General features: G+C 59.6%; 24 protein-coding genes, 1 tRNA gene and 1 pseudogene. 8 read left to right on the top strand and 18 right to left on the bottom strand.

Annotated features, from left to right (window positions below; all coding sequences use genetic code 11):
* Nucleotides 1–26 precede the first annotated feature (26 nt).
* The 8 genes from ABTW55_RS09955 to ABTW55_RS09990 form a co-directional block, all read right to left on the bottom strand.
* Entirely contained in the window at nucleotides 27–1193 is a 1167-nt protein-coding gene (locus ABTW55_RS09955) for an MFS transporter (RefSeq protein WP_047569876.1), read from the bottom strand.
* Between the two features lie 173 nt (nucleotides 1194–1366).
* Nucleotides 1367–2092, bottom strand: a complete 726-nt coding sequence (locus ABTW55_RS09960; RefSeq protein ID WP_230199964.1) for a nucleotidyltransferase domain-containing protein — start codon at nucleotides 2090–2092, stop codon at nucleotides 1367–1369.
* A 19-nt stretch (nucleotides 2093–2111) separates the two neighbouring features.
* Complete coding sequence (locus tag ABTW55_RS09965; RefSeq protein ID WP_060423458.1) at nucleotides 2112–2624, bottom strand: DUF962 domain-containing protein; 513 nt, start codon at nucleotides 2622–2624, stop codon at nucleotides 2112–2114.
* A 71-nt stretch (nucleotides 2625–2695) separates the two neighbouring features.
* Nucleotides 2696–3139 carry a universal stress protein gene (locus tag ABTW55_RS09970; protein WP_060423462.1) on the bottom strand — a complete coding sequence of 148 codons (444 nt, stop codon included), beginning with the start codon at nucleotides 3137–3139 and terminating at the stop codon, nucleotides 2696–2698.
* A 21-nt stretch (nucleotides 3140–3160) separates the two neighbouring features.
* Nucleotides 3161–3934 (bottom strand): siderophore-interacting protein, encoded by a 774-nt coding sequence (locus ABTW55_RS09975; RefSeq protein WP_060423466.1) that lies wholly within the window; start codon nucleotides 3932–3934, stop codon nucleotides 3161–3163.
* Nucleotides 3915–5360 (bottom strand): efflux transporter outer membrane subunit, encoded by a 1446-nt coding sequence (locus tag ABTW55_RS09980; RefSeq protein WP_060423469.1) that lies wholly within the window; start codon nucleotides 5358–5360, stop codon nucleotides 3915–3917. Before ABTW55_RS09980 ends, ABTW55_RS09975 begins: the two co-directional genes overlap by 20 nt.
* The gene (locus ABTW55_RS09985; RefSeq protein ID WP_060423472.1) at nucleotides 5357–6400 is read right to left on the bottom strand and encodes an HlyD family secretion protein; all 1044 of its coding nucleotides are present in this window, start codon (nucleotides 6398–6400) and stop codon (nucleotides 5357–5359) included. Before ABTW55_RS09985 ends, ABTW55_RS09980 begins: the two co-directional genes overlap by 4 nt.
* A gap of 41 nt (nucleotides 6401–6441) precedes the next feature.
* Nucleotides 6442–7977: an MFS transporter gene (locus ABTW55_RS09990; RefSeq protein WP_033653979.1), complete on the bottom strand. Its 1536-nt coding sequence runs from the start codon at nucleotides 7975–7977 to the stop codon at nucleotides 6442–6444.
* Between the two features lie 140 nt (nucleotides 7978–8117).
* On the opposite strand from ABTW55_RS09990, the gene ABTW55_RS09995 reads away from it, so the two are divergent.
* Together ABTW55_RS09995 and ABTW55_RS10000 are read left to right on the top strand one after the other, a co-directional pair.
* The gene (locus ABTW55_RS09995) at nucleotides 8118–9020 is read left to right on the top strand and encodes a LysR family transcriptional regulator (RefSeq protein WP_033653977.1); all 903 of its coding nucleotides are present in this window, start codon (nucleotides 8118–8120) and stop codon (nucleotides 9018–9020) included.
* Between the two features lie 235 nt (nucleotides 9021–9255).
* Nucleotides 9256–9615, top strand: a complete 360-nt coding sequence (locus tag ABTW55_RS10000; RefSeq protein ID WP_060423474.1) for a TonB family protein — start codon at nucleotides 9256–9258, stop codon at nucleotides 9613–9615.
* 293 nt (nucleotides 9616–9908) lie between these two features.
* Here ABTW55_RS10000 and ABTW55_RS10005 read toward each other — a convergent pair whose 3' ends face one another.
* From ABTW55_RS10005 to ABTW55_RS10030, 6 genes and pseudogenes are all read right to left on the bottom strand, one after another.
* On the bottom strand, nucleotides 9909–10859 hold the full coding sequence (locus ABTW55_RS10005; RefSeq protein ID WP_072021595.1) for a retron St85 family RNA-directed DNA polymerase: 951 nt from the start codon (nucleotides 10857–10859) through the stop codon (nucleotides 9909–9911).
* Nucleotides 10846–11799 carry a retron St85 family effector protein gene (locus tag ABTW55_RS10010; RefSeq protein ID WP_047569890.1) on the bottom strand — a complete coding sequence of 318 codons (954 nt, stop codon included), beginning with the start codon at nucleotides 11797–11799 and terminating at the stop codon, nucleotides 10846–10848. Before ABTW55_RS10010 ends, ABTW55_RS10005 begins: the two co-directional genes overlap by 14 nt.
* A gap of 414 nt (nucleotides 11800–12213) precedes the next feature.
* Nucleotides 12214–12364 (bottom strand): annotated as a pseudogene (locus ABTW55_RS10015) (Arm DNA-binding domain-containing protein); the annotation flags it as partial.
* 149 nt (nucleotides 12365–12513) lie between these two features.
* Nucleotides 12514–12608, bottom strand: a tRNA-Sec gene (locus ABTW55_RS10020).
* A 98-nt stretch (nucleotides 12609–12706) separates the two neighbouring features.
* A complete protein-coding gene (locus tag ABTW55_RS10025) occupies nucleotides 12707–14050 on the bottom strand; it encodes an esterase-like activity of phytase family protein (RefSeq protein WP_049235498.1) in 1344 nt (447 codons plus the stop codon).
* 75 nt (nucleotides 14051–14125) lie between these two features.
* Nucleotides 14126–15325: a cyanate transporter gene (locus tag ABTW55_RS10030; protein WP_048322035.1), complete on the bottom strand. Its 1200-nt coding sequence runs from the start codon at nucleotides 15323–15325 to the stop codon at nucleotides 14126–14128.
* A gap of 126 nt (nucleotides 15326–15451) precedes the next feature.
* Here ABTW55_RS10030 and ABTW55_RS10035 point away from each other — a divergent pair, with 126 nt between their 5' ends.
* Nucleotides 15452–16306: a LysR family transcriptional regulator gene (locus tag ABTW55_RS10035; protein WP_033649519.1), complete on the top strand. Its 855-nt coding sequence runs from the start codon at nucleotides 15452–15454 to the stop codon at nucleotides 16304–16306.
* A gap of 6 nt (nucleotides 16307–16312) precedes the next feature.
* Here ABTW55_RS10035 and ABTW55_RS10040 read toward each other — a convergent pair whose 3' ends face one another.
* Nucleotides 16313–16753, bottom strand: a complete 441-nt coding sequence (locus ABTW55_RS10040) for a hypothetical protein (RefSeq protein WP_041037267.1) — start codon at nucleotides 16751–16753, stop codon at nucleotides 16313–16315.
* Nucleotides 16704–17324 carry a nucleotidyltransferase domain-containing protein gene (locus tag ABTW55_RS10045; RefSeq protein WP_041037269.1) on the bottom strand — a complete coding sequence of 207 codons (621 nt, stop codon included), beginning with the start codon at nucleotides 17322–17324 and terminating at the stop codon, nucleotides 16704–16706. The genes ABTW55_RS10040 and ABTW55_RS10045 overlap by 50 nt, the downstream gene beginning before the upstream one ends.
* Before the next feature lie 206 nt (nucleotides 17325–17530).
* On the opposite strand from ABTW55_RS10045, the gene ABTW55_RS10050 reads away from it, so the two are divergent.
* The 3 genes from ABTW55_RS10050 to ABTW55_RS10060 all read left to right on the top strand — a co-directional run bounded on the left by ABTW55_RS10050 (nucleotide 17531) and on the right by ABTW55_RS10060 (nucleotide 20497).
* A complete protein-coding gene (locus ABTW55_RS10050) occupies nucleotides 17531–18919 on the top strand; it encodes an amidohydrolase family protein (RefSeq protein WP_060423477.1) in 1389 nt (462 codons plus the stop codon).
* A gap of 100 nt (nucleotides 18920–19019) precedes the next feature.
* Entirely contained in the window at nucleotides 19020–19571 is a 552-nt protein-coding gene (locus ABTW55_RS10055) for an isochorismatase family protein (RefSeq protein WP_060423479.1), read from the top strand.
* A gap of 2 nt (nucleotides 19572–19573) precedes the next feature.
* The gene (locus tag ABTW55_RS10060) at nucleotides 19574–20497 is read left to right on the top strand and encodes a GlxA family transcriptional regulator (RefSeq protein ID WP_047569911.1); all 924 of its coding nucleotides are present in this window, start codon (nucleotides 19574–19576) and stop codon (nucleotides 20495–20497) included.
* Here ABTW55_RS10060 and ABTW55_RS10065 read toward each other — a convergent pair.
* Complete coding sequence (locus ABTW55_RS10065; RefSeq protein WP_060423481.1) at nucleotides 20492–21484, bottom strand: acyltransferase; 993 nt, start codon at nucleotides 21482–21484, stop codon at nucleotides 20492–20494. The two genes, ABTW55_RS10060 and ABTW55_RS10065, sit on opposite strands and share 6 nt — an antisense overlap.
* A 217-nt stretch (nucleotides 21485–21701) precedes the next feature.
* Here ABTW55_RS10065 and ABTW55_RS10070 point away from each other — a divergent pair, with 217 nt between their 5' ends.
* The gene (locus ABTW55_RS10070; RefSeq protein WP_033638635.1) at nucleotides 21702–22949 is read left to right on the top strand and encodes an MFS transporter; all 1248 of its coding nucleotides are present in this window, start codon (nucleotides 21702–21704) and stop codon (nucleotides 22947–22949) included.
* A gap of 53 nt (nucleotides 22950–23002) precedes the next feature.
* On the opposite strand, the gene ABTW55_RS10075 is transcribed toward ABTW55_RS10070, so the two are convergent.
* Complete coding sequence (locus ABTW55_RS10075) at nucleotides 23003–23629, bottom strand: LysE family translocator (protein ID WP_043148290.1); 627 nt, start codon at nucleotides 23627–23629, stop codon at nucleotides 23003–23005.
* Between the two features lie 121 nt (nucleotides 23630–23750).
* Here ABTW55_RS10075 and ABTW55_RS10080 point away from each other — a divergent pair, with 121 nt between their 5' ends.
* On the top strand, nucleotides 23751–24662 hold the full coding sequence (locus ABTW55_RS10080; protein ID WP_033636572.1) for a LysR family transcriptional regulator: 912 nt from the start codon (nucleotides 23751–23753) through the stop codon (nucleotides 24660–24662).
* Nucleotides 24663–24673: the final 11 nt, after the last annotated feature.

A 24673-nucleotide genomic window follows, 5' to 3' on the forward strand; every position in this document is an offset into this window, starting at 1 on the left:
CGAGCAGGCCCGCCGCATCTGCGTATTTAGCCGTTGGCGTAAACGACTTTTGCGGCGGCGCGGCTGGTGAACAACACCAGCAGCAGCGCCAATCCGGCGATAATCGCCCCCATCACCGGCACGAAGCTGTAGCCCAAACCGGCGGAGACCACCGCGCCACCGGCGGCGGCGCCCAGCGCGTTGCCCAGGTTGAAAGCGCCGATGTTGACCGAAGACGACAGCCCCGGCGCGTCGCTGGCCACGCGCATCACGCGCATCTGCAGCGGCGGCACCACGGCAAAGGTCGCCGCGCCCCAAATCACCATGCTCACCGCCGCGCCGATGTCACTGCGCGCCAGCAGCGGGATCAGCAGCATGATGGCCACCAACAGCAGCAGGAAGCCCTTCAGCGTCGCGCTCTCGGAACGGTCGGCGAACTTGCCGCCGAGGTAGTTGCCGATGGAGAAACCGACGCCGATCAACACCAGCATCACCGTCACGAACAGCGGCGTCGCCTCGGTGATGTGCTGCAATACCGGCGAGATGTAGGTATAGAGCGTGAACATCGCGCCCGCCCCCAGCACGGTCGTCAGCAGCGCGGTCAGCACCTGCGGCCGCACCAGCACCGACAGCTCGCGTTTCACGTCAGGGCGCGCGCCGGCGCTGCCTTTCGGCAACGAGAACCACAGCCCCAGCATGGCGATCACGCCCAGCCCGGCCGTCGCCAAGAACGACATGCGCCAGCCGATGGTTTCACCCAGCCAGGTCGCGGCGGGCACCCCGCCGATATTGGCGATGGTCAGCCCCATAAACATGGTCGCCACGGCGCTGGCCTGTTTCTCTTTCGGCACCACGCTGGCGGCCACCACCGATCCGAGGCCAAAGAAGGCGCCGTGGTTCAGGCTGGTGATGATGCGCGACAGCATCAGGGTGGTGTAATCCGGCGCGATGGCCGACAGCACGTTGCCCAGGGTAAAGATCGCCATCAGGAAAATCAGCGCGCTTCTGCGCGCCCGGTGCGACAGCAGCAGCGTCATCAGCGGCGCGCCGACCATCACGCCGACGGCGTAGGCGCTGATCAACATGCCGGCCATCGGAATGGAGACGTCCACCCCTTTGGCGATGGTCGGCAGCAAGCCCATGGGAGAGAATTCGGTGGTGCCGATGCCGAACGCCCCCACCGCCAGCGCTAACAAGGGATAATTCACTTTCATGCAACAACTCCGGTTTACCGCTGCCGAAGCGCGGGAACAGTTAAGATGCCGAAAGTATGACATTGATCACAACAAAGATAAGCAGGCGGGAGGCTAAAAGACTTTTGCAAATTTGTTAAAAGTGCGGCGGGTGGGGCATCCGTCATCCGGTGTGATCACGCATGGCAGCCGCCCTACCGCTGCCCTTCCATCCACGCAAGAAAATCCATCATCCGGTCGGCAAAGGCAGCGTCGTTCGCCTCGCCAACCGCATGAGCCAGCAAGTACGTCATGTCAGCCTGCTGTGCCGGATAGCGCGCCAGCAGCTGTTCGGCATAGTCGGTTAACGTTGTCGGCCAGAATGCGCTGCCCTCGGCGCGCAGCATGTTGGTGGCGCGGATCAGCTTTCTGGCCGCTTCGCGCTTTAAGCGCTTCTCATCCGGCACCGGGCTTGCCTGCAGCAGTAGCTGCTCCCGATAACGCACCAACACGGGCCGTAAATCGGCATTGACCGCCAGCGCGATGCGCCGATCGGGCCGAAACAGCGGAAAAGCGGCGGACACGTCTTCGCCCCACAGGCAGCGGCAGTGATGCTTCAGCCAAAATCCCCAGGAATGGCAATGCTCGGGGTTCAACGCCTCCTCGACGCTGCCGATGTCAAAGTCGACCTTGCTCACGATCCGCTGCTCCAGCTGAAAAGCCTGCCGCCACGCCTCAAGGCGCTGCAACGCCTCGCTATCGGCCGGCTTGGTGAGCAACAGCGTGATGTCCAGATCGGACACGCCGGGAATGGCTTCGCCGCGCGCGACGCTGCCGTAGAGGTAAATGCTGTGGATGAGCGTCGGGAATTGGCGCGGTAGCCCTGTCGTCAGCGCCTCCAGCAGCGGGATAAAAGCCTGCTGCAGCGGAAACGCTGTCACTGTAGGAATCAAGCCCACCTCATGCCCTCCCACTGCGCACTTTGCCCGATCGCATTTCGATGTTCCGCTGCAGTTCGCGCAGCCCGCCGGCCAGGAAGCAGGCTTCCGCCAGTACGAACAGCGGGCCGATGATCAGGCCCGTCACGTCGTCCATAAACGCCGGTTTTCTCCCCTCCCAGAAATGCCCGACAAACTGAAACAGCCAGCCGATGACGAAGCCGCCGATGCCGACGCTCAGCCACGCCGCCGTCGACAGCGACGCCACCCAGGCGCCGAACACGAGGCACACCAGCAACAACGCCAGCATCATGGCGCCAAGGCGCAGATTTAGCCGCAGGTAATAGAAGGCCGCGACGAGCACCACCGCGCAGGCCGGCGAAAACGGCAGCCCTCCCGCGCCCCACGCCGGCCGGGAGAGCAGCGCCAGCAGGCTGACGACGATCAGCGGAATGCCGATGAAATGCGTGGCGATATTGCGCGCATCGCGGTGATAGGCGGCATAAGCGGCAAGTTGATCTTCCAGACTTCGCATGTTGACCTCCGGTATGTACGGCCTTCGTCGCCGAACGCGCGCCGCCGCATGCGGCTGCCCTTACCCATAGCTTAGCGCGGGATCACCAAGACCGGTTGGCCAATCTCATCCAGCAGGCCGCGCGTGACGGAGGCGTTCAGCCAGCGCCCCAACGAAGACAGGTGGCGGTGCGAGATGATCAGCAAATCGCAGTTGAACAAAGCCATCTGGTCCGGGATCACCTCGATGGGCGCCCCCGCAGCCAGCAGGCCCTGGGCGTTGAAGCCCATCTGTTTCAACGCCCGCGTCACCTGCCCGACCTGCTTTTCCGCCAGCGCCTCTTCGCGCTGGGCGGCGGGATATTCTTCGCGCTCGTCGCTGTCGAAGCGCAGGCCGCTGCGGCTGAGCGTGAAGGCATTGTCTACCACCGTCAGTACGATCACGCCGCCGATGCTGCCTTGCAGACGCGCCATAAAATCCAGCGCGTTGCCGCTGTGTTCAAAGCAGTCCACCGCCAATAACACTCTCTCAATCATAACCATCCTCATTCGCCCGAGTTACATCGCGCCCTTGAAATTAGCTTCGCCCTTTTTCCAATAACCTTTGGCAAACAAGGCGGCGCGGGAGATGCCCATTTCGTTGATAAAACGCGCCTTCAGATACGCGGCGACCTGGTGTTCGCAGGCCAGCCACACCTGCCCTTCCCCGGCCGGCAGTTCGCAGTGGCTGACGGCCTGCACCAGCGGGCTGTTCATCACGCTGTCGAAATGCCGAGTGCGTATTTGCCAGCTGTTCATCTGCAAAAAGGAGCAATCGACATCCTGAATCTCCTGCGCATCGCCCACTTCGGCGAACCACAGCACCGGCAGCGGGGTAGACAGCGAGGCGAGGATAGTGCGCATGGCGGGCAGCGCGGTCTCATCGCCCAGCAACAGTAGCCAGCGAGTTTGCGGCAACAGCCGGAAGCCGCCGGAGCAAGGGCCGGCGAACCCCAGCTTGTCGCCCGGCATCGCGTCGCGCGCCCAGTTCGACGCCGGGCCTTCGCCGTGCAGCACCATATCGATATCGAAGGTGCGGGCGAGTTTGTCGATGCCGCTCAGGGTATAGGCTCGCCCGGCCAGCGTGTCGCGCCACGGGAAGAACACCTTGATCCAACTGGCCGGCTCCTGCGCGCGCGGATCGGCGATAAACTTATCCACATCGTCACCGCTCAACGTGATGCGGCGGATCCGGGCGGTGACTTGCCGCACAGCGCTCACCCGGGCCTCCCGTTTGCGGCGGGTATCCCTTTCCAGCATCTCGTCGACAATCTTATTCAGCGTGTTGTGCATCAGCCTTCTCCTGTGGCGCCGCAGACGGGTAGGTGTGTTCCCAGCCGCCGCCCAGCGCTCGATAGATATTCACCACGGCGATCGCCGTCTCCTCCTGTGAAACAATTTGCGCGGACTGCAGATCCAGCAGCGCGCGCTGCGTGCTCAGAACGTGGATAAAATCGCTGGCGCCGTTCAGATAGCTGTCGCGCGCCAGCGCAAACGCGTGTCGGTTGGCGGCCAGCGCCTCGGCCAGATGCGTCTGGCGGCGCTGCTGGGCGCGGTAACCGGAAAGCGCGTCGTCGATCTCATGCCAAGCGCGCAGCACCGTTTGCTGGTAGGCGATGGCCATTTCCTGCTGCCGGTATTCGCTCAGGCGCACCCGCTGGGTGATTTTCCCCCCGTCGAACAGCGGCAGATACAGGGCGGGGCCGATGGCGAAGGTATGCGTGGACCAGCTGCCCATATCCGCCAGCGCCAATGCCTGGTAGCCCGCGTTGCCGGTCAGCGTGATGCGCGGATAGTAGTCGGCGGTGGCGACGCCAATCTCGGCGGTCGCCTGATGCAAACGCTCCGCCGCTTCGCGAATATCCGGCCGGCGTAATGCCAGATCCGACGGCACACCCATCGGCACCGCGCGCACCAGCGCCGGCAGCGGCCCCGTCGGCGACAACATCGCTTTCAGCGCGCCCGGCCGCTCGCCCAACAGCAGGCTGATGGCGTTGTTCAAGCGTTCCTGTCGATCGAACAGCGTCGGCAGCAGGGCATCTACCTGCGCCAACTGCACCTGCGCCTGATCGATATCCAGTTCGTTGCCCGCACCGCTTTGATAACGGCTTTGCGTCAGCTGCAGCGTGCGCAGCGCCGTGGCGCGGTTTTCCTGCGCCACCGCCAGCTGCTGCTGCGTGGCGCGCAGACGCAGATAGTCGCTCGCCACCTCCGCCGTCACCGACGTCAGCAGCGCGCGCCGATTCTCCTGCGAAGCGGCGAAGCCGGCGCGCGCGCTTTCCGATGCGCGACGCAGCTTGCCCCACATGTCCAACTCCCAGGTGGCGCTGAATCCGCCGCGCCAGAGGTTGTAATCCGCCTCTCCGCCGTTGCCGGACGGATCCATGCTGCCCACCGAGGTGGCGCGCTGGCGCTGATAGGCGCCGTCCAGGCTCAGATCCGGCATCAGCGCCGCCTCGGTCACGCCCAGCAGTGCGCGGCTTTGCTGCATGCGCGCCGTGGCGAGCTGCAGATCCAGGTTGCCGGCCGCCGCGCGCTGCACCAGTTGCGTCAGCGACGCATCGTTGAATATCGACCACCAGGCCACCGGCAGCGCCCCGCCGCCGGCCTGCTGACCCCAGCTCTCGGGCAGCGCGTTTTGCGGCCGAGCGTAGTCCGGCCCTACCGCCCGGCAGCCGCTCAGCGCCATCAACAGCAGCGGGATCACGGCCCTGTTCATTGCACGCCTCCGTCCAGCGTATTGATGCTGACGTCTGCGGACATGCCGACGCGCAGGGCGCTCAGCAAGGTGGCATGCTCTTTATTGATATCGAACACAATCTTCACCGGGATGCGCTGAACGATCTTGGTGAAGTTGCCGGTGGCGTTCTCCGGCGCCACGGCCGCGAAGCTGACGCCGGAAGCCGGCGCAATGCTGTCCACCTGCCCTTTCAGCGTTTGGCCGGGAAAGGTATCGATATGGATGTCTACCGACTGCCCGTGCGCAATTTTTTCCAGCTGGGTTTCCTGGTAGTTGGCGATGATGTACAGCTTGTCCTGCGGCACGATGGCCAGCAGCGCATCGCCCGGTTTGACGAACTCCCCGACCCGCAGGCTTTTCTTGCCGACCACGCCGCCGATCGGCGCGGTGATGCGGGTATAAGACAGGTTCAGTTCAGCCATCGCTTTCTTCGCCTGCGCCAACATCAGCTCGGCATCGCTGTCCGCCAGCTTGGCTTGTAGCACCTGCTCCATGTTTCGCGCCGCTTTGAGCGTCGCCTCCGCCTGCGCCACATTGGCGGAAAGCGTGTGCACCCGCGTTGTCGCCTGCTGCGCCGCCTGCTGCGAACCCGCGCCGCTGCTGGCCATTCTCTGGTAGCGGTTCTGCTCCTGGCGCGCAAACGCCAGCTCCGCCTGCGCCGCCTGCCGCTCCGCCTGCGCGGCGGCGATCAGCGCACTCTGGCGGGTGAGGTTAGCCCTGGCGTCGTCCTGCCGGGCGCGGGCGGATTGCTCCTGCGCCGTCGCCTGCGCCAGCGCGACGTTGAATTCACGCGGGTCGATCACCGCCAGCAATTCCCCCTGTTTGACCCACTGGTTGTCCCTGACCAACACCTGCGCAATTTCACCGGCAATCTGCGGAGAAATACGCGAGATATCGGCGCGAATATAGGCGTCGTTGGTATTCTGCTGTGTCTCTTTAATAAAGAATTTATTGATTAATAACCCCAGCGTAATGACGGTAACCGCCAATACGGCGACGGCGACTTTCTTGTTAGCCATAAAAGTGACTCCACTTAATATTTATTTCTGATGATAAAATGTCAGGCGGCGACCGAACGCGGCGGATAAATACGGGTCGGCATAAATAAAATCAGCGCGGTCAGTAATAACGCCAGGCCGGCAACCAACAGATAAAGATCGGCGCTGGCCAGCACGTGGCCCTGCCGGGCGGCAAGCTGCGCCAACTGCTCCGCCGACCCCGATGCGCGGCTGTAGGCCGAGCCAAAACCGTCGGCGATCGTGCCGGCGTGATAGTCCCCGCGCTGCCGACTGAGCAGCGCGATGGCGCCGCCGGCCGCGGTGGCGGCGAAACCCTTCACCGCGTTGAACCAGGCCGCCGCAAACGGCCCGTCGGTCGGCAACAGCCCGCCGGTCGCCTGCATCAGCAGGGGGATGATCGCCATCGGTTGAGCGACCGCCTGCAACAGCGCGATAACGCGAAACGTGTCGCCGTTCCATTCCGGCGTCAGCTGGGCGGCCAGCACGCAGGCGGTGGCCATCAACAGCAGGCTGATCGCCAGCACCCAGCGGCAATCCACCCGCGGCGTATTGCAAATAATGGCGACAATCGGCAGCGTAATTAATTGCGGCAACGCCACCCACAGCATTAAGTCGGAGGTTTGTTCCTGCCGATAGCCCTGAATCGCGGCTAAATATCCCGACGTAATATTGACCAGCGACACCATAATTAACAGCACGCCACCCAGCGTAATTAAGGAGAAAGACAAATTCCTTTTGCTTAATAGCTGCAAATTGAAAAAGGGCAGCGGGTGATACCATTCGTTAATCAGAAATAATGCCAATAGCCCGATGCCGCCCAACAATAAAACGTAGATCAGCGGCGAGTTCAGCCAGTCGAGGCGCTCCCCCTGTGAGATGCCCATCGTCAGCATGCCGAGTGCCATGCCGCCGAGCAGCAGGCCGCGCCAGTTGAACTGCCGCAGGCGCTCCAGCCGCAACGGATCCTGCGGCAGACCGTAGCCGATACACACGGCGGCGATCGCCATCAGCGGCAGGTTCCAATAGAAGTACCCGCTCCAGCCCCAGTGAAAGGCAAAGGCGGCGGCAGTGGCGCCCAGCGTGGCGCTCCAGGCGGAGACCCAGCCATAGGCGCCCAGCCCCAGCACCTTGATCAGCGGCGGCATAAAACGCAGCACCACCGTCATCAGCATCGGTGGCAACGCGCCGCCGGCGAAGCCCTGCAGGCTGCGCACCGCCAGCAGCGCGCCATACTGTTCTCCCAACCAGGGCGTCAGCAGTCCACCGGCCAGGTAAATGCCGCACATCGTCAACGCCACCCGGCGCAGCGAAAAGGTCGGCCAAAAACAGGGCGTGAACCCGGAACCGATCACAAAGCCGGTGACATAACAGGTGGTCAGCCAGCTGCCGGCATCGAAGCTCAGCAGCATGCCGCCCTGTATATCCGCCAGCGCGAACTTGCTGGCGTTTTCCCCCACGCCGCTGGCCATCACCGCCAAAAACACGCCGAACAACCCCAGCCAGGTTCGGCCGTTGATTTCGCCGGCGCTGGCGAGCCATCGATTTTTGTGGTGCGGCGTAACAGACACCTCAACCATTCCCCACTCCTGCTGTTTCAGCCTCAATCTTTGTTGTCGTGGGCAGTATCCGGGCTTACTTCGATTGTTTAAAATGAAATGATGTAATTAACTAGTTGCACAAAACGCAATCCATAGAGCGCACCATTACCGGAGAGGCCATGCCGCAAAAAATTGATTTCAACCTGATCTATGCGCTGAATCTGCTGCTGGAAGAAGGGAGCGTGAGCGGCGCCGCCGAAAAGATGAATCTGAGCGCGCCGGCGATGAGTCGCATTCTGGGGCGCATCCGCCGGCAGTTCGACGACCCGATCATGGTCAGAGCCGGTAAGCATCTGGTGCCGACGCCGCGTGCGCTGGAGTTGAAACGCCAGCTCGGCGAGATCATCGAGCAGGCCGCCGCGCTGATCGCGCCGAATGAATCCTTCGAGCCCGGCAAGCTGACCAGAACCTTCACCATTCGCGCCAACGACATTTTTATCGGCGCGCTGGCAGGCGGCTTGCTGGAGACGCTGCGGGACATGGCGCCGCTGAGCGGCCTGAAGTTTATCGCCGAAAGCGACGGCGAGGATGACGCGCTGCGCAGCGGCAAGGTGGATCTGGTGATCGGTTCCTCACGCGACTGGCACCCGGAAATCAAGACGCAGAGCCTGTTCACCAGCACCTTTCAGGCGTTGGTGCGGCCGGGGCACCCGATCATTGGCCGGGTAACGCCCGAAACCCTGACCCATTACCCGCATATCAGCGTCTCCCGCCGCGGGCGCACCCAGGGGCCGATCGACGACGCGCTGCGCGATCTTGGCCTGCAGCGCAACGTCGCCCTGACCCTGCCGGGCTTCCATTCAGCAATGATGCTGACCATGAAATCGGACTTTATCCTGCCGCTGCCGCGCCACGTGCTGCAGGGGGTGAGCAACATCCACCTGCCGTTGGCGGAGATCGAGCTGCCGCTCGAGCTGGAATCAGTATTTATCGTGCAGGCCTGGCACCCTCGCCTCGATCGCGATCCGGCGCACCGCTGGCTGCGGCAGACCATCAAGCAGTTCTTTTTGCAAAGGGAGTGAAGAGGTTAGGTGTTGGGGAGAGGGACGATCGCGGCAGAACCCAAATACGTCTGCCAGATAAGCCGGTAACATGGCATTTTGCCGAAGCCCTGCGCATACTCAGACGTCTTGGGTAAAAACATCAGTTATTCACTGGGTTACCAAATCAGCATTTTGAGATCTGCTCTATATTTAGTTAGGAATGAATTCTCAGCCTTAGACTATACTTGCTATTTTTTAACCAATGGATCATGACATGAGAAAATCTACGTTTGCGGCTCTGCTGTTACTGGGCCTGACGCCGGCGCTGGCGCTCGGTGCAGCACCGGCCCCCCACGCCATCATCAAAACCGCCCCTGTTTACCCCGAACAGGCCCTGTCGAAAAGCACCAGTGGCGTCGTCAAAGTGAAATACGATATCGAGCGCGACGGCACGGTCAGGCATGTGCGTATTGTGCAGGCGAAGCCTGCCGGTGTCTTTGACGAGGCGGTGCTGACCGCCATGAAAAGCTGGCGCTTTGAACGCGATCAGCCGGTGAAGGATCGCGAATTTACCTTTAACTTCACCACCAAACCGACCAACTCGGTCTATGGCAACGGGGTTCCGTTTCGCTGATCGTACGCTAAATTTTCTCTACCCACACAAGCCGTGCTATCACAAAAGGAAAGAAGCAAATTACCCTTACCGGAGCTGGCAATCGCAGAAGAGATTGGGAGATACTGATTGGCGATCACAAGAGTTGAATTTTTCATGTAACCATATGGCAAATAATATTTTATTATAAACTTATGGTGGGGCTATGCACATTTCTATACGTGTATTAAGCTCTTGATGTAATTATGGAACAACCTCAAATTAAAGAAATATAGGGTTATAGATTTACAGATACTTGTGAACGTATGATTTCATTAAATTACCTTATTATGTGAGTTTTCAATACCTCTAATCTCTTGAAAATACTTTCTGTTTAATTTTGTATAAAAATGAGGGTCAATACTCTTGGCATAAGCAATGTAACCTGAAAGTTTATTATAATCCTCTTGCTTTAATCTGCCCTTAGATAATAGAGATATATATAACCGTATTTTATCTTTCATTGACCTATGTAAAGTAACATGGAAATCATGGCATATTTTTAATCCTGTGGCAATTATACTTCCACCTGAAGCACTACAAATATGTATCTTGTCATTATTTATTTTAAAATTAGGCTCAATTCTTTTTATTGTGCTTTTTATAGCATTTAATATTTTAACGCTCGCTCCCTTCAGATTAGTAGATATGATAATATCATCTGCATATCTAGTATATACAGCATTAAGCCTGTCTATCGAATTTAGTTTCAAAGTAAGTTTTTCGTCAAACTCTCTTGCGACAAAATTCGCAATTATAGGAGATGTCGGAAATCCAATTGGAAGGCTTTCATCTGAAATGAAGCATATACTTTTTATCAGTTGCAATAACTCTGCATCATATACATCCGAAAATTCTATGCGATCGCGGTATAATTTAAATGCATACTCAAAGTTACTGTATTTTATTGAGGGAAAAAAATCTTTTAAATCGACTTTGACATAATATTTATTTTTAGCCGTTGCATGCAGAAGAGCATTACTTTTGATCGAACGTCCATTAACAAATGCATAAGCTGAATTATGAATCGGCAGATTTGAGAATATATTACTTATAAGCCAATATTGGATAAGCTTTACTTTGGATGAAGGGTGATAAATCGTCCTGACACCACCATTCCTTTTAGGAATATGCCATTTTTTAGGCAATTCGGGAGATCGCATTACCTCGCTGGTAAATCCCTTTCTCATCAATGTTTCACTGTCAATCAACTTATATATTTCCATTAATATTAACCCTACCCAATTTATTTTTAAGAAAAAAAACTTTAAACATTGATGATATGTTATCCATATCAAAATCATATTTAAAATAATATTGCTTATAAAGGGAATAGTAAAGTTCATCCTTACATGAAATGATTTTTATAGCCATTAAAATACCAAGATGTTTTAGCAGTTCTTTCCTATAGAGCCTATCCTTTCCAAATATCTTTATCGCTATTTCAATGAGCTCACTTAGTTTTAACGGGCCACAAGCTAAAATTATATCATGAATAAATCTAACTGAATCTTTATTAAAGTTATTGGAAGGATCTAGGTCCTCCTTCTTAAGTGTCCTAGCAATTGCACGTTCATTTTTTGATAATATTTCATGTAAGGGATTAAATATCTGACCTACTCCATCTGAACGCTCGATGCTTTCATATCCTTCAACCATCTTATAATGCAAGAAGTGGCCTGATTGTTGGGACTGTTGTGTAATTGCCTTTATAGGCCCCATGTTTATAAAAGATTTTTCATTAATAAATTTTGTGTTATTAATAATGATAAGCTTCTTACGTAAATGCTTACTGTATGCAAATGCCCCAAGTTCGGTAAAAGATGAAAAACTTTCTAAAACAATTATAATATGATCGGCAAGTTTTGAAAGGTCAGCTTCTATATCTAATAAGTTATCAGAGGATGATTCCTCTTCATCTTTACTAAGCTCTTTGAATACCAGTTCGGCAAGAAAGAAATGACAATTGCTAAGATGTTTCTCAGAAAAGTCTATCAGTTCTATGCGCCTTGCAGAAGGCTCACCATTATTTTTATTGGCTCCGCATAGAAAAATAAATTTTTTCACATCCCCGGGACATTTTACTTTGTTTTTTTCAACATAAGTTGCAAACAAATTAGTAGCTCTATGAACTTCTGTACCGACTTTTTTGAGCTGGGTTAACATTGGTCAGATCCTTACACACCAAAATGTTAGGGGACAGAAAAAACCAAACCTACTTGAGCACGTCGATCAGTTATCGGATCGGTGGCCCCCAGCCGCCGCTCCGATAACTGAACGACGGGCATAGTTAAAATACTAGGCGAAACCATGACTCATGGCCCGATGGGCTGTTAACCCATAAAATGCTAGGTTTGGCTACACAAAGCTCTCATATTTGGCGTATAGATTCAAGTCGATGAGAGGAGGAATAGACGTGAATTATTCTTTATGTAGTTATTGGTCACACTATTCACTATGTTTTTTATGAAAATATTTCAATGGATTGCTTGGTGAGGCTTAAGTGACCGGTGAATACCCTACTCATCACTCGCAACGTGTAATTATTAAAAGACCGGTTATTGCCGGTCAGAGATTGTTTAAGCGGGCTTTATCTGCAAACCGGTAGCGGAATCCCCATCCTTTGCTACCGTCGGGGTTTAAGAGCAAGGATAAGCCTTGTTAATCATTGATGAGTGTAGGGCTTGTCTTGTGCCTTGGCGCGTAGGATTTGTACGTCTGTAAGTGCCATATGTATAAGTGAAATCAGTGTATAAAAATTATACATATTTTTCATGGATTCAGGGAGATGCCCTTGGACTGATACGGACAGCAATGTCATTTAATTTACTGTAATTTATGATTTTATTTGGTTTCCTAGGACGTGATAAAAATATAATTTGGCGGAAGATCACAGGAGTCGAACCTGCCCAGGACCGCTGGCGGCCCCAACCGGATTTGAAGTCCGGCCGCCCCACCGGGGACGAGGATCTTCCTTGGAGAAGAGAAGAAGTAAGGCGCTGATTATAGCGCAGTTTGTTCGCTGCGCTAAGCGGGAAATGGCGGCCGCCGGCGATGCGGCGGCCGGGGAGCACTACTTCAGGAAATCCTTCACGTCCAGCAGGATGAACTCGTTGTCATCCGCCATATTGGGCTGGCGGCTGGAGGAGAACGGGAAGTTGTTGTCGTTGCCGACGATGATGTGGTTGGCGTCCACCACGTCTACGTTCTCGATGGTGAAGAACGGGAAGGTCAGCACGCCGTCATTCAGCGGCTTGCGCGCCAGCTTGTTCGGATCCTGAATGTTCATCAGGTCGATATAGCCCAGTTTCTCGACCGGTTTGCCGACGTTGGCGTCCGAGAAGGCGATTTTATACACCCGTTTGAACTTGGCCACCTGGCTGAAGCAGTTGTCGGTCGGCGCGCCTGCGGCGCAGGCTTTATCCGGCGTTCCTTCCCCATTGTCGCGCTCGATCACCAGCCCGTGGGTGGCGTCGATCATGTTGAAGTCGCCGATGGCGTTCTGGTTGTCTTCCAGCACGTACTGCCAGCTGCGGCCGGTCCAGGCCTGCTGTTTCACGTCGAACTCCAGCACCCGCAGATAGCGTTTGCCGCCGACGTTCTCGAACTGCTCGCCGTCCCACAGCGCCCCTTCCAGCAGCGGGTACAGCTTGCTGCCGTCCGGCGAGGCGGCCATGCCTTCAAAGCCTTTGGAGCGCGCCACCTGGAAGTTCTGCTTGCCGTCCGGCGCGCCCGGCAGGGTCAGCGTCGGGTTGTCCGGCGATTTCACCACCTTGCCGTCCACCTGGGTGTCGAACACCGCCAGCACTTTGCCGTTCAGGTCGGCCTTGATCAGGTAAGGCCCGAATTCTTCACCGATCCACAAGGCATCGTCGGCAAACTGGAAGCTTTCCGGATCGAAATCGCTGCCGGTCAGATAACGCTGCTCGGTGCTCTCGTTGATGATGTGGAACGGCACCTTTTTATCCGGATCGTGCAGGAAAACCGTCTTCAGCGGCGCGACCGTGCCGTCTTTGAAATCGATCTTGTAGTGGTTGAGATACAGCATGGCGTCCGGCGAGTTGGCCTTGCTGCCGAAGCCGTTGTCGGTCAGCACCCAGTAGGTGCCGTCGGGCATGTGTTTGATGCCTGAGTGGCCCTGCAGCGGCTGGCCTTCGATCGGCAGGCCGAGGCCGGTCAGGCGATCGGCGGATTTGCCCGCCACGCTGCCCAGCTCGGTGACGCGTTTGCCACTGGTGTACTTACCGCTCAGCTGCAGATCGCTCGGCGCGTCCTTCGGCGTGGAAACGGTGGATTTCACCGGCAGCAGCGCATGCCCCGCCAGCGTCGCCGGTACCGGCTGCGCCTCGGCCCACAGGTTGGCGCTCAGCGCCATGCAGCCGACCAGCAGCGCCAGCCGGGTTTTGGTGTTGTGCATGTCATTGTCCCTTTTCGTTGTTATCGCCCAGAAGTAAAAGCAACGTCACTATAGGGAGCGGCAATGACAGAAATATTATTCGGCGAACGCCCGCCGGTAGCTGTGCGGGTGGAAGCGCCAGGTGATGGCGATCAGCACCACCACCAGCAGCGCGTGGATCTGCCAGTCCAGCACGAAGCCACCGCTGTAGTCGCGCAGCAGGCCGGAGAGGTAGGGTGTCACGCCCGCCAGCAGGAAGCCGACGCCCTGCATAAAGGCCACCAGCCGCCCGGCCGCCGCCGGCTGGTGCAGGTGATCGAGCGCCAGCACCAGGCACAGCGGGAACGCGCCGCCCAGCCCCAGCCCAGAAACCAACACCCACAGCCACGGCAGCGTCTGCGGCAGGTAAATCAGGCCGATAAAGCCGATCAGTTGCATCATCAGCGCCAGCAGCAGCAGCGGCCTCCGGTCATGATTGCGCGCCAGCGCCGGCAACAGCAGCGCGCCCACCACCTGGCCGAAGGTCATCAGCGCCAGCAGCGAACCGCTGGCCTGCGGCTGCCAACCGAGCTGCATGTAATACGGTGGCAGCCAGGCGATCAGGCTGGTATAGCCGCCGTTGATCAGGCCGAAATAGGCGCCGAGCAGCCAGGCGCGCCGGTTGCGCAGCAGGCTTGGCCCACGGTTTTCTCCCGCCGCGCCCAGGCGCGACAGCCCGCGACTGACCGGCCACCAGGCCAGCAGCGCCACCAGCGCCGGTAACGCCCACCAGGCCAGCGCGCTGTGCCAGTCGTGCCCCGCACTCATCAGCCACGGAGTGATCGCCGCGCCCAGCCCGCCGCCGCCCATCAGCGCCGCCGACCACAGCCCGGCCACCAGCGCCATGCTGTTGAGGAAATGATGCTTGATGATACCGGGCATCACCGCCTGGATTACCCCGATGCCGAGCCCGCCCAGCACCGCGCTCATCAGCAGCTGCACGCTGCCGGGGGCCAGCTCGCGCCAAAGTGCGCCCGACCCAATCGCCAACAGGCTCAACGCCACGGCGCTACGTTCGCTGAACAGCCGGTTGATGGCGCCACCCGCCAACGCCATCAGGCCCATCATCAGCACCGGCAGCGTGGTCAGCAGCGCCGCGCCGCCAAAGCTCAGCCCGGTAGCCTGGCGCAGCGTCGGCAGCAACGGGCCAATCGAGGTCAACAGCGGCCGCATGTTCAGGCCGATCAACACCAGCGCCAGCAGCAGAGGGTTGAACCAGCGGCGCGAAGAAGGTGAATTAACAGAATGATTTAACACGGTATATTCCTGGTACTGCAAAATGAAGAGTGCGGCGTCACAGCGCGATCGCCGCAGCGTTGCGTTACTGTAGGCAACGCCGCTAGTATTGGGAAATTAAATAATAAAATAGCCAACAGTGGGAAAATGAATCGCTACCCGATGTTCAATCCGCAGCTGCTGCTCAGCTTCGTCGCCGTATGCGACAGCAACAGCTTCACCCGCGCCGCAGAGCGGGTGTTTTTGTCGCAGTCCACCGTTAGCCAGCAGGTGCGCCGGCTGGAAGAGATGCTGGGCAAACCGCTGTTTGAGCGCTCCTCGCATCAGGTGCTGCTGACCGAAGAAGGCGTCAAGCTGTTGAGCTACGCGCGCCGCATCATCGCGCTGAATGAAGAGGCCCACGACGCGCTAACCGGCATCTGGCGCGACGGCGTGCTGCGGATCGGCATGCCGGAGGATTTCGCCGTGCCCACCACCGAGCTGCTGGCCGACTTCAGCCGCGAGCACCCACACCTGCGATTGGACGTCGCCAGCGGCCTGAGCGCCGATCTGCACAGCGCCTACGCGCGTGAAGAGCTGGATCTGATCCTGGTGAAGCAGCGCCGCCGACAACCGCCGCGCGCCGCGCGGCCGGAACCGCTGCTGTGGTTGGACAGCCTGGCCTTCCCGGCCATAGAGCAATCGCCGGTGCCGCTGGCGGTATTTCCGCTCAGCGGCCTGTACCGCGACGAGCTGTGCCAGGCGCTGGACAACCTCGGCAAACGCTGGCGCATCGGCTACAGCAGCGCCAGCCTGGCGGCGCTGACCGCCGCTTCCGCCGCCGGGCTGGGCGTCACCCTGTTGCCGGCCGGCTGCCGTCTGCCGACGCATCGGGTGCTGGGCGAAGCCGAAGGATTGCCGCCGATAGACAACTTCGAACTGGCGCTCTACTACCGCGACGGCGCCCCCGCCGCCACGCTGTCGCTGGCCCAGCGGCTGGCGGTGTTTTGCGGGTTGAAGTGAGGCCGCTTACGCCACTATCTGCGGATATTCACGTTGCAGCCAGTCGATAAGCCGCCCCCACAGCGCCTCTGTCTGCTCAAGGCAAGCCTGTACCGCCGCGTCCGTCACCAAGTCGCCGGAGTAATCCGCCACGTTGCGCTGCTTTCGCAATGCGTCCAGGCAGATCATTTCCTCGCGCGGCAGCCCTACGGTGAGCGGCAACGATTGGATCATGATCTGGTGATGGCCGGGCTTGCTGGTCAGCGTGCGGTATCCTTTGGCTTGTAAAGCGGCATTAGCCATTTGCATGACCGCCTTATATGCCGTGTCGAAACGGCTCTCATTGCTGAGCTGAGTGATACCCGCATCGCGTCGGTTGCGAGCGGCGGCGGCCAGCAATTTTTTAATCGCCCCCGCGTCAGGCGTTATCACCTCCAGTCCCAGCCCGACCAGATTGTCCAGCGTCATCCTTGTCTCCCGCAATCCAAAGTTGGGGTTTATCCATAATGTCCTGAATAAACGCGGAGTTCTCGGCCAAAGCCGCTCGCCACTCTTCCGGCGAGTACAGTTTGGGGTTAATTTCCCGACCCAGCGTTTCCTGCAGCGGATAAACCGCCTGAATCACATCCGCAAAAGACAGTTTACCGACGATCAGAACATCAATATCACTGGCCGCCGTCGCTTTGCCACTGGCGACGGAACCAAAGATGAAAGCCCGTTCGATGTCTTCCCCAAATCCAGTCAGTACCTGCCGTAAGCGCGCAGCCGGCCCGCAAGCCTTGCGGAAAATCGCCGCCAACTCGGGAAAAATCAGGCAATCGGCGTTAGCCTGATAGCAAATTTGGTTGCCCTGCCGCTGCCTGAGCAAGATGCCGCCTTCAGCCAGCCTGCTCAACTCTTTATGTAAAGTCCCGGCCTGAGTTGCGGTGCGCCGCGCAATTTCTCGCACATGAAACGCCTGCCCGGCTTCAATAAACAGCAGGCTTAGCACTTTTCTACGGTATTCGCTGAACAGTAATTCGAGCATCGGATCGTGCATCACGCTGGCCTCAATGTAGCTTTAATGACTACAAATGTAGCCATTAAAGCTGCGAAAGAGCAAGCCAGGAGAACCATCCCACCAGCACACGCCGATCATTACCAAATCGAATAGTCACCAGTGGCAAATGTCGCTGCCAACCGGCCGGTTCCTCTCCTAAATTGGGGGATGTTTTCACCCCTCACCTCTGGATTAAGGAACCGAACGTGGAAAACCCTCAACAACCGGGCCGCAGAGCCTTCCTCAGCCAAACCGGCAAACTTACCACCGCCTGTGCGGTGATCGGCCTTACGGGCGGCATGGCGCAGGCCGCGTCACCGGGCGACGGGCAGTGCGCACCGGCACCGATGACCCTGACCGATCGCCACTACTGCCTGAGCGAGGTGCGGCTGGAAGACGGCTTTGAATACGACGGCGAAACGGTGATCGGCACCCGCACCGCGCTGTACACGCTGGAGATCAAAGACGGCAAGATCGCCGCCATTCACGCCGCCAACGCCGCGTTGCCCGCCGGCGTGCCCCGCTATAAGGCGCAGGGCCAGCTGCTGCTGCCGGCGTTTCGCGACATGCACATCCACCTGGACAAAACCTTCTACAGCGGCCCGTGGCAGGCGCCGCGCCCGCGCCAGGGCAAGACCATCATGGACATGATCGCACTGGAGCAGACGCTGATCCCGAAACTGCTGCCCACCTCGCAGCAGCGGGCGGAAAATCTGATCGCCCTGCTGCAGTCCAAAGGCAGCACCGTGGCGCGCAGCCACTGCAATATCGATCCGGTCAGCGGCCTGAAAAGCCTGGAACACCTGCAGCGCGCGCTGGAAAACCACCAGGCGGACTTCAGCTGTGAAATCGTCGCCTTCCCGCAGCACGGGCTGTTGCACTCCAAAGTCGATGCGCTGATGCGCGAAGCGATGCAGATGGGCGTGCAGTACGTCGGCGGGCTGGATCCGACCAACGTCGACGGCGCGATGGAGCAATCGCTGGACGCCATGTTCCAGATCGCCCTCGATACCGGCAAAGGCGTGGATATCCACCTGCATGAGACCAGCCCGGCCGGGGTCGCCGCCATCAACTACATGATCGCCACCGTGGAGCAAAACCCGGCGCTGCGTGGCAAGGTCACCATCAGCCACGCTTTCGCCCTGACCACGCTGACGCCGGGCGAACTGGCGGAAACCGCCACCCGGCTGGCGGCGCAGCAGATCACCATCGCCTCCACGGTGCCGATCGGCGGCCTGATGATGCCGCTGCCGCAGCTCAGCGAGAAAGGGGTGTTCGTGATGACCGGCACCGACAGCGTGATCGACCACTGGTCGCCGTTCGGCACCGGCGACATCCTGGAGAAGGCCAACCTGTACGCCCAGCTGTACCGTGGCGCCGACGAGTATCACCTGTCGCGCGCCATGGCCATCTCCACCGGCGGCGTGCTGCCGCTGGACGATAAGGGCCAGCGCGCCTGGCCAAAAGCCGGCGATGCCGCCGAGTTCGTGCTGGTCAACGCCAGCTGTTCCGCCGAGGCGGTCGCCCGCCTGCCGGCGCGCAGCGCCACCTTCCATCAGGGGCGTCTGGTAGCCGGCCAGGTGAGCAAAGCCTAAGGTCGGTCCGCTGTTGTCATCATGATGACCGTTTTTGGCCTTCTGCCAGAGTAAGGCGCGGCGCAAGATGGTCGCTACACACACTGGCGGAGGGCCGAAAATGTCACAGAGCGCGTTATTGATCATCGATGTCCAGCAATCATTCCAGCACCGTCCATTCTGGCAGGAGGACGATCTGCCGGCGTTTCAGCAGGCGCTGACGCGCCTGATCGCGGGTTGCCAACAACGCGGCGCAGCGCTGGTCGATGTGCTGCACGTTTCGCCGCAGGGGCCGTTCTCGCTGGCTTCGGGCCATGTGCAGCGCCTGCCGTTCCTCACCCACCAGGCGGATATCACCGTGCATAAGCACGTACACAATGCGCTGACCGAATCCGGCCTCGACGCCTGGTTGCGCGAGCGGGATATCAACCACCTGATCGTCTCCGGCATCCGCACCGAACAGTGCTGCGAAACCACCACCCGGGTAGCGTCCGATCTCGGTTATCGGATGACCTTCGTCACCGAGGCGACGCTGACCTTCCCGATGCGTCATCCCGACGGTGAAACCTTTACCCCTGCACAGCTGAAGCGGCATACTGAAACCGTACTGGTCGATCGTTTCGCCCGCATCGCCAGCGTGGATGAGGCGCTGGCGCAACTCGCACAGGAGTAACCATGTCGCAGGCCGTCTATTTTCTGCTGTTGCCCAACGTGCTGTCGCTGGACGTCAGCGGCCCGGCGGAAACCCTGCGCCTCGCCGGGCAGTTCAGCCTGCATTATCTCAGCCCGGCGCCGCAGATCGTCTGCTCCATCGGCATGACGCTGAGCGGCCTGCAGCCGTTGCCCGAACGCCTGGAAGACGGCGCCATTCTGGTGCTGCCGGGCGTCGGCGATTCGCAGCGCTATTTCGCCGGGGAAGAGGCCGAGCAGGCGCGCCGCTGGCTGGCGACGCTGCGGCCCGATCTGCAGCGGCAGCGCATCACCCTGGTGTGCATCTGTTCCGGCGCGCTGCTGGCGGCGCAGGCCGGGCTGCTCGACGGCTATCAGTGCACCACCCACCACGACGTCATCGAACGTATCCGCCGGCAGGCGCCGGCTGCGCAGGTGAAAGAGAACCGTATCTTCGTCGAAGATCGCGGCGTCTACACCAGCGCGGGCATCACCACCGGCATCGATTTGGCGCTGCACCTGGTCCACCGCCACTGCGGCTCCGGCCGGGCGCGCGACGTCGCACGCGACATGGTGGTCTATTTCCGCCGCGCCGGGGACGATCCGCAGCTGTCGCCCTGGCTGCGCTATCGCAACCACCTGCACCCGGCGGTACACCGCGCGCAGGACGTGATGGCCGCCGAGCCGGAGGCCGACTGGTCAGTGCCGCAGGTGGCGGAGAAGGCGCACGTCAGCAGCCGCCACCTGGCGCGGCTGTTTCGCAACCACGTCGGCATCAGCGTGCGGGAGTATCATGAGCAGCTGCGGTTGGCGGTGGCGCAACAGCGCCTGCAGCAAGGGTATGGGTTGGAGAAGGCCGCGCTGGCGGCCGGCTTTTCTTCCGGGCGGCAGCTGCGCCGCGCCCAGCAGCGCCAGCGCTCGCCGCTATGACACCAGCCGGCGGGTATCCAGCCGCTGCAGGCCGACAGACAGCAGCAGGCTGAGCCCCAGCGCCACGCCGAACACCCAGAAGATATCCAGCAGCGGGTGGCCGGTGAAATCCAGGTGCCGGCTGCGCATCACGTTGACGATAAGGGCGTGAAAACCGTAGATCGCCAGCGAATGGCGGGAGAACGCGCTCAGCCAGCCGATCGGCTGCGGCAAACAGTGTTTCACCCACACCAGCAGCGCCACCGCCGCCATAAACACCAGCGGGCCGCTGTAGATGTAGTAGGTATCGGCGAAGTTGCCGTTGATGAACAGCTGGTGCTTGGTGCCGCGCGCGATCAGCGCCACGCACAGCGCAAATCCCAGCGCCGCCAGCCAGCCCACGGCGCGCCCGCGCGCCTCCATCATGCCAATCGCCCGCCCGGCCAGTGCATACAGCAGGTAGTAGAAGGTATCGCCGTAGATATACAGGTTAACCGGCAGCAGGTGCGCATTGCCGAAGGTCAGCTTGTCGGTATTCGGGTTGGCGATCGCCGCCAACACCACCAACGCGGCGGCCAGGTAACGGCGCGACACCGGCTTGACGCTGATCAGCGGCGACAGCAGGTAAATCACCGTAATGGCGTAGAAAAACCACAGATGATAGAACACCGGCTTTTGCAAAATGCCGCGCAGCGACGGCCAGAAGCCGATCTTGGTAAAGGCCGCGATATAGATCAGCGCGATGGCGCTGTAGAACAGAATGCAGCAGGCGATACGGATGAAATGCCGCCGGCCGGCGCTCTTTTCACCGAAGAACAGGTAGCCGGAAATCATGAAGAACAGCGGCACCGACACGCGCGACAGCGAGTTCAGCGCGTTGGCGATATCCCAGTTGTGCAGCCCTATCGCCGCGCCGTTGGTGACGTAATAGGTGGTGGCGTGGATCATCACCACCATCATGCACGCTATCGCCCGCAGATTGTCTATCCAGCCGATTTTCTCGCTCAAACGCTCGCCCGATCTTGTGTCATATTGATATGTTAAGAAGAGGTTATCGGGCACGGCGTTCGGCGACAACCCAAAAGCGAAATATCAGAATGCACTTAAACAACACCTTATGATTGCGAAGGTGAACAATTGGCGGCAAAATAGCCGCCACAACTCGCTCAGTTTGCGCTTCCCGCCCTGGCAGTTCCTTTTTCTCTTTTACTATCAGTACAATAATATGAAAACGACATTACCACCTGCGGCACGTTTGGGCCGACAGGCGCTTTTATTCCCTCTTTGTCTGGTGCTGTTCGAGTTCGCCACTTATATCGGCAACGATATGATTCAGCCGGGCATGCTGGCCGTCGTGGCGGATTTCAACGCCGGCGAAGAGTGGGTGCCCACCTCGATGACCGCCTATCTGGCCGGCGGCATCTTCCTGCAGTGGCTGCTCGGGCCGCTGTCGGATCGCCGCGGCCGCCGCCCGGTGATGCTGGCCGGAGTGGCGTTCTTTATCGTCTCCTGCCTGGCGATCCTGTTGGTCACCACCATCGAGCAGTTCATCGCCATGCGTTTCCTGCAGGGCATCGGCCTGTGCTTTATCGGCGCGGTCGGCTACGCCACCATCCAGGAGTCGTTTGAAGAATCGGTGTGCATCAAGATCACCGCGCTGATGGCCAACGTGGCGCTGATCGCCCCGCTGCTCGGGCCGCTGGCCGGCGCGGCGCTGATCCACGTCGCGCCGTGGCAGAGCATGTTCGTGCTGTTCGCCGCGCTGGCGGCCATCGCCTTCTACGGCCTGTGGAAAGCCATGCCGGAAACCGCCACGCTGCAGGGCGAGGCGTTTTCCGCCGCCAACCTGTGGCGCGACTACCGTCAGGTGCTGGGCAACCGCCGCTTCCTGTGCGGCGCTTTGGCGATCGGTTTCGCCAGCCTGCCGCTACTGGCCTGGATCGCCCAGTCACCGGTGATCCTGATCAGCGGTGAGTCGCTGTCGACGCTGGATTACGGCCTGCTGCAAATCCCGGTGTTCGGCGCGCTGATCCTCGGCAACCTGACGCTGGCGCGCCTGACCGGCAAAAACAGCGTGGAGCGCCTGATCAAGCTGGGCGCGGGCCCAATGCTGCTGGGGCTGCTGATCGCCGCGCTGGCGACCCAGTTCTCCAGCCATGCCTACCTGTGGATGACCGCCGGCCTGAGCCTGTACGCCTTCGGCATTGGCCTGGCCAACGCCGGCCTGTACCGCCTGACGCTGTTCTCCAGCACTGTCAGCAAAGGCACCGTGTCGGCCACCATGGGCATGCTGAGCATGATGGTGTTCACCGTCGGCATCGAGCTGGCCAAGGTCGCCTACGTCTGGGGCGGCAGCGGGCTGTTCAACCTGTTCAACCTCATCAGCGGCCTGTGCTGGCTGACGCTGGTGGCGCTGTTTATCGGCAAACGCCGCAACGGTGACCCCACGCCGCAGCCGACCGGCGCGGCTTAAACGCCACGATAAACGCCGGTCCGGTTTCCCGACCGGCGTTTTTTTATGCGGCTTCAGCCGAGCAGCCCCCACAGCGCATACCCCGCTCCCACCACCGCCACCCCCAACAGCAGCAACGCCGACAGGACAGAGATCGCCCGCCGCGCGCGCTGCAGCGCCGTTCCCGACAGCAGGGTGATATAGGCCAGCAAGATGGCGAAGTCCGCCAGCACCCACAGCGCGGTCAACAGCGTCAGGCTGGCGCCGATCGAGGGGGTGACGGCGATAAACTGCGGGAAAAAAGCGACGAAGAAGATAATGTCTTTGGGGTTGGCGATGCCCACCAGAAAACCGGTCAGGATCGCCGAGCGTTTTTGCGGCGGCGCAACGGGCTGCGCATCCGGGGTTCGCGCGGATAAATCCTCATACAGCGAGACGATCGCCATACGGCCGATAAACAGGCAACCCAGCAGGCCTATCCACTGCAGCAAGCGCATATCCACCGCGAACAGCCCGGTGATAATCAGCGCGGCGATGCCGATCAGCAACAAGGAGGCCCCGTTGCTGCCCAGCGCAGTCAACAGCGCGCGCCGGGCACCAAAGCGCGCCGCGGTGTTGGCCACCATCGCCACCACCGGCCCCGGCGTGGCGATCAGCAAGAAAATGGCGGCGAAATACGCCGCCAGCAACGACAGGTTCATCTTTATTTCACTCACATTCAGTCAGTTGGCTTCGCGCCATTATCCTGCCGCCGCCCCCGCCTTGAAAAAGGAGTAATCCTGTCGTTTACTGTGAATCAGACTCATTATTAGAGACGCCGCGATGGCCAGTTCCCTTCCGCCGCTTTACGCCCTGCGCGCCTTCGAAAGCGCCGCCCGCACCGGCTCGTTCACGCTGGCCGCCGAGGAGCTGCATCTCACCCCGAGCGCCGTCAGCAAGCACATCAAAACGCTGGAGCAGCACTTCGGCTGTCGACTGTTCCAGCGCAACGGCCCGCGCATCGAGGTCACGCCGCAGGGGAAAATCTTCGCCGCCGAGCTGCAGCAAGGGTTTGGCCGCATCGAGCAAGCGTGCGAGTTGTTCAGAAGCCACCGCGATCTGCTGCGGCTGAAGGCGCCCTCCACGCTGACCCTGCGCTGGCTGCTGGACTGCCTGAGCCGGTTCCGGCAAACGGCGCAGGCGTTCGAGGTGCAGGCAGCCAGCGTCTGGATGGACATCGACAGCGTGGATTTTTTCAGCGAACCCTACGACTGCGCCATCCTGCTCGGCAACGGCCACTTCGGCGCCAACACCGCCGCCGCCAAGCTGTTCGACGAATGGCTGATCCCGATTTGCGCCCCCGCTCTGCTCGCCGACGGGCAGCGCGATCTCGCCGCCTGCCCGCTGATCCACCCTTCGCCCGATCGGCGCGACTGGCGGCGCTGGCTGCAAAAAAGCGGCATCGCGGCCCCGATCGATCTCACGCGCGGCCAGGTATTTGATTCGCTGGAACAGGGCAACACGGCGGCCATCGCCGGGCACGGCGTCTCGATCGGCGATCTGGCGCTGAGCCTGCGGACGATTGAGGAGGGGTTATTGGCGCTGCCCTGTGACGCCGCCGTGCGTACCGGCGACGGTTACTATCTGGTTTGGCCGGAAGAATCGGCGAAGCGGCCGCTGATCGAACGCTTACAGGCGTTTCTGACCGCCCAGACGCCAGACGTCAGCCGGGCCGCCGTCAGATTTATCGGGTAGGGGAATTCGGC

It is taken from the genome of Serratia sp. SM04, from assembly GCF_040280225.1.
GTDB lineage: Bacteria > Pseudomonadota > Gammaproteobacteria > Enterobacterales > Enterobacteriaceae > Serratia > Serratia sarumanii.

Excerpts from the sequence above, each read along its gene's own strand:
- ABTW55_RS09955 (WP_047569876.1), bottom strand. The coding sequence starts at position 1,193 with ATGAAAGTGAATTATCCCTTGTTAGCGCTGGCGGTGGGGGCGTTCGGC.
- ABTW55_RS09965 (WP_060423458.1), bottom strand. The coding sequence starts at position 2,624 with ATGCGAAGTCTGGAAGATCAACTTGCCGCTTATGCCGCCTATCACCGC.
- ABTW55_RS09970 (WP_060423462.1), bottom strand. The coding sequence starts at position 3,139 with ATGATTGAGAGAGTGTTATTGGCGGTGGACTGCTTTGAACACAGCGGC.
- ABTW55_RS09975 (WP_060423466.1), bottom strand. The coding sequence starts at position 3,934 with ATGCACAACACGCTGAATAAGATTGTCGACGAGATGCTGGAAAGGGAT.
- ABTW55_RS09980 (WP_060423469.1), bottom strand. The coding sequence starts at position 5,360 with ATGAACAGGGCCGTGATCCCGCTGCTGTTGATGGCGCTGAGCGGCTGC.
- ABTW55_RS09985 (WP_060423472.1), bottom strand. The coding sequence starts at position 6,400 with ATGGCTAACAAGAAAGTCGCCGTCGCCGTATTGGCGGTTACCGTCATT.
- ABTW55_RS09990 (WP_033653979.1), bottom strand. The coding sequence starts at position 7,977 with ATGGTTGAGGTGTCTGTTACGCCGCACCACAAAAATCGATGGCTCGCC.
- ABTW55_RS09995 (WP_033653977.1), top strand. The coding sequence starts at position 8,118 with ATGCCGCAAAAAATTGATTTCAACCTGATCTATGCGCTGAATCTGCTG.
- ABTW55_RS10000 (WP_060423474.1), top strand. The coding sequence starts at position 9,256 with ATGAGAAAATCTACGTTTGCGGCTCTGCTGTTACTGGGCCTGACGCCG.
- ABTW55_RS10005 (WP_072021595.1), bottom strand. The coding sequence starts at position 10,859 with ATGGAAATATATAAGTTGATTGACAGTGAAACATTGATGAGAAAGGGA.
- ABTW55_RS10010 (WP_047569890.1), bottom strand. The coding sequence starts at position 11,799 with ATGTTAACCCAGCTCAAAAAAGTCGGTACAGAAGTTCATAGAGCTACT.
- ABTW55_RS10025 (WP_049235498.1), bottom strand. The coding sequence starts at position 14,050 with ATGCACAACACCAAAACCCGGCTGGCGCTGCTGGTCGGCTGCATGGCG.
- ABTW55_RS10035 (WP_033649519.1), top strand. The coding sequence starts at position 15,452 with ATGAATCGCTACCCGATGTTCAATCCGCAGCTGCTGCTCAGCTTCGTC.
- ABTW55_RS10040 (WP_041037267.1), bottom strand. The coding sequence starts at position 16,753 with ATGACGCTGGACAATCTGGTCGGGCTGGGACTGGAGGTGATAACGCCT.
- ABTW55_RS10045 (WP_041037269.1), bottom strand. The coding sequence starts at position 17,324 with ATGCACGATCCGATGCTCGAATTACTGTTCAGCGAATACCGTAGAAAA.
- ABTW55_RS10055 (WP_060423479.1), top strand. The coding sequence starts at position 19,020 with ATGTCACAGAGCGCGTTATTGATCATCGATGTCCAGCAATCATTCCAG.
- ABTW55_RS10060 (WP_047569911.1), top strand. The coding sequence starts at position 19,574 with ATGTCGCAGGCCGTCTATTTTCTGCTGTTGCCCAACGTGCTGTCGCTG.
- ABTW55_RS10070 (WP_033638635.1), top strand. The coding sequence starts at position 21,702 with ATGAAAACGACATTACCACCTGCGGCACGTTTGGGCCGACAGGCGCTT.
- ABTW55_RS10075 (WP_043148290.1), bottom strand. The coding sequence starts at position 23,629 with ATGAACCTGTCGTTGCTGGCGGCGTATTTCGCCGCCATTTTCTTGCTG.
- ABTW55_RS10080 (WP_033636572.1), top strand. The coding sequence starts at position 23,751 with ATGGCCAGTTCCCTTCCGCCGCTTTACGCCCTGCGCGCCTTCGAAAGC.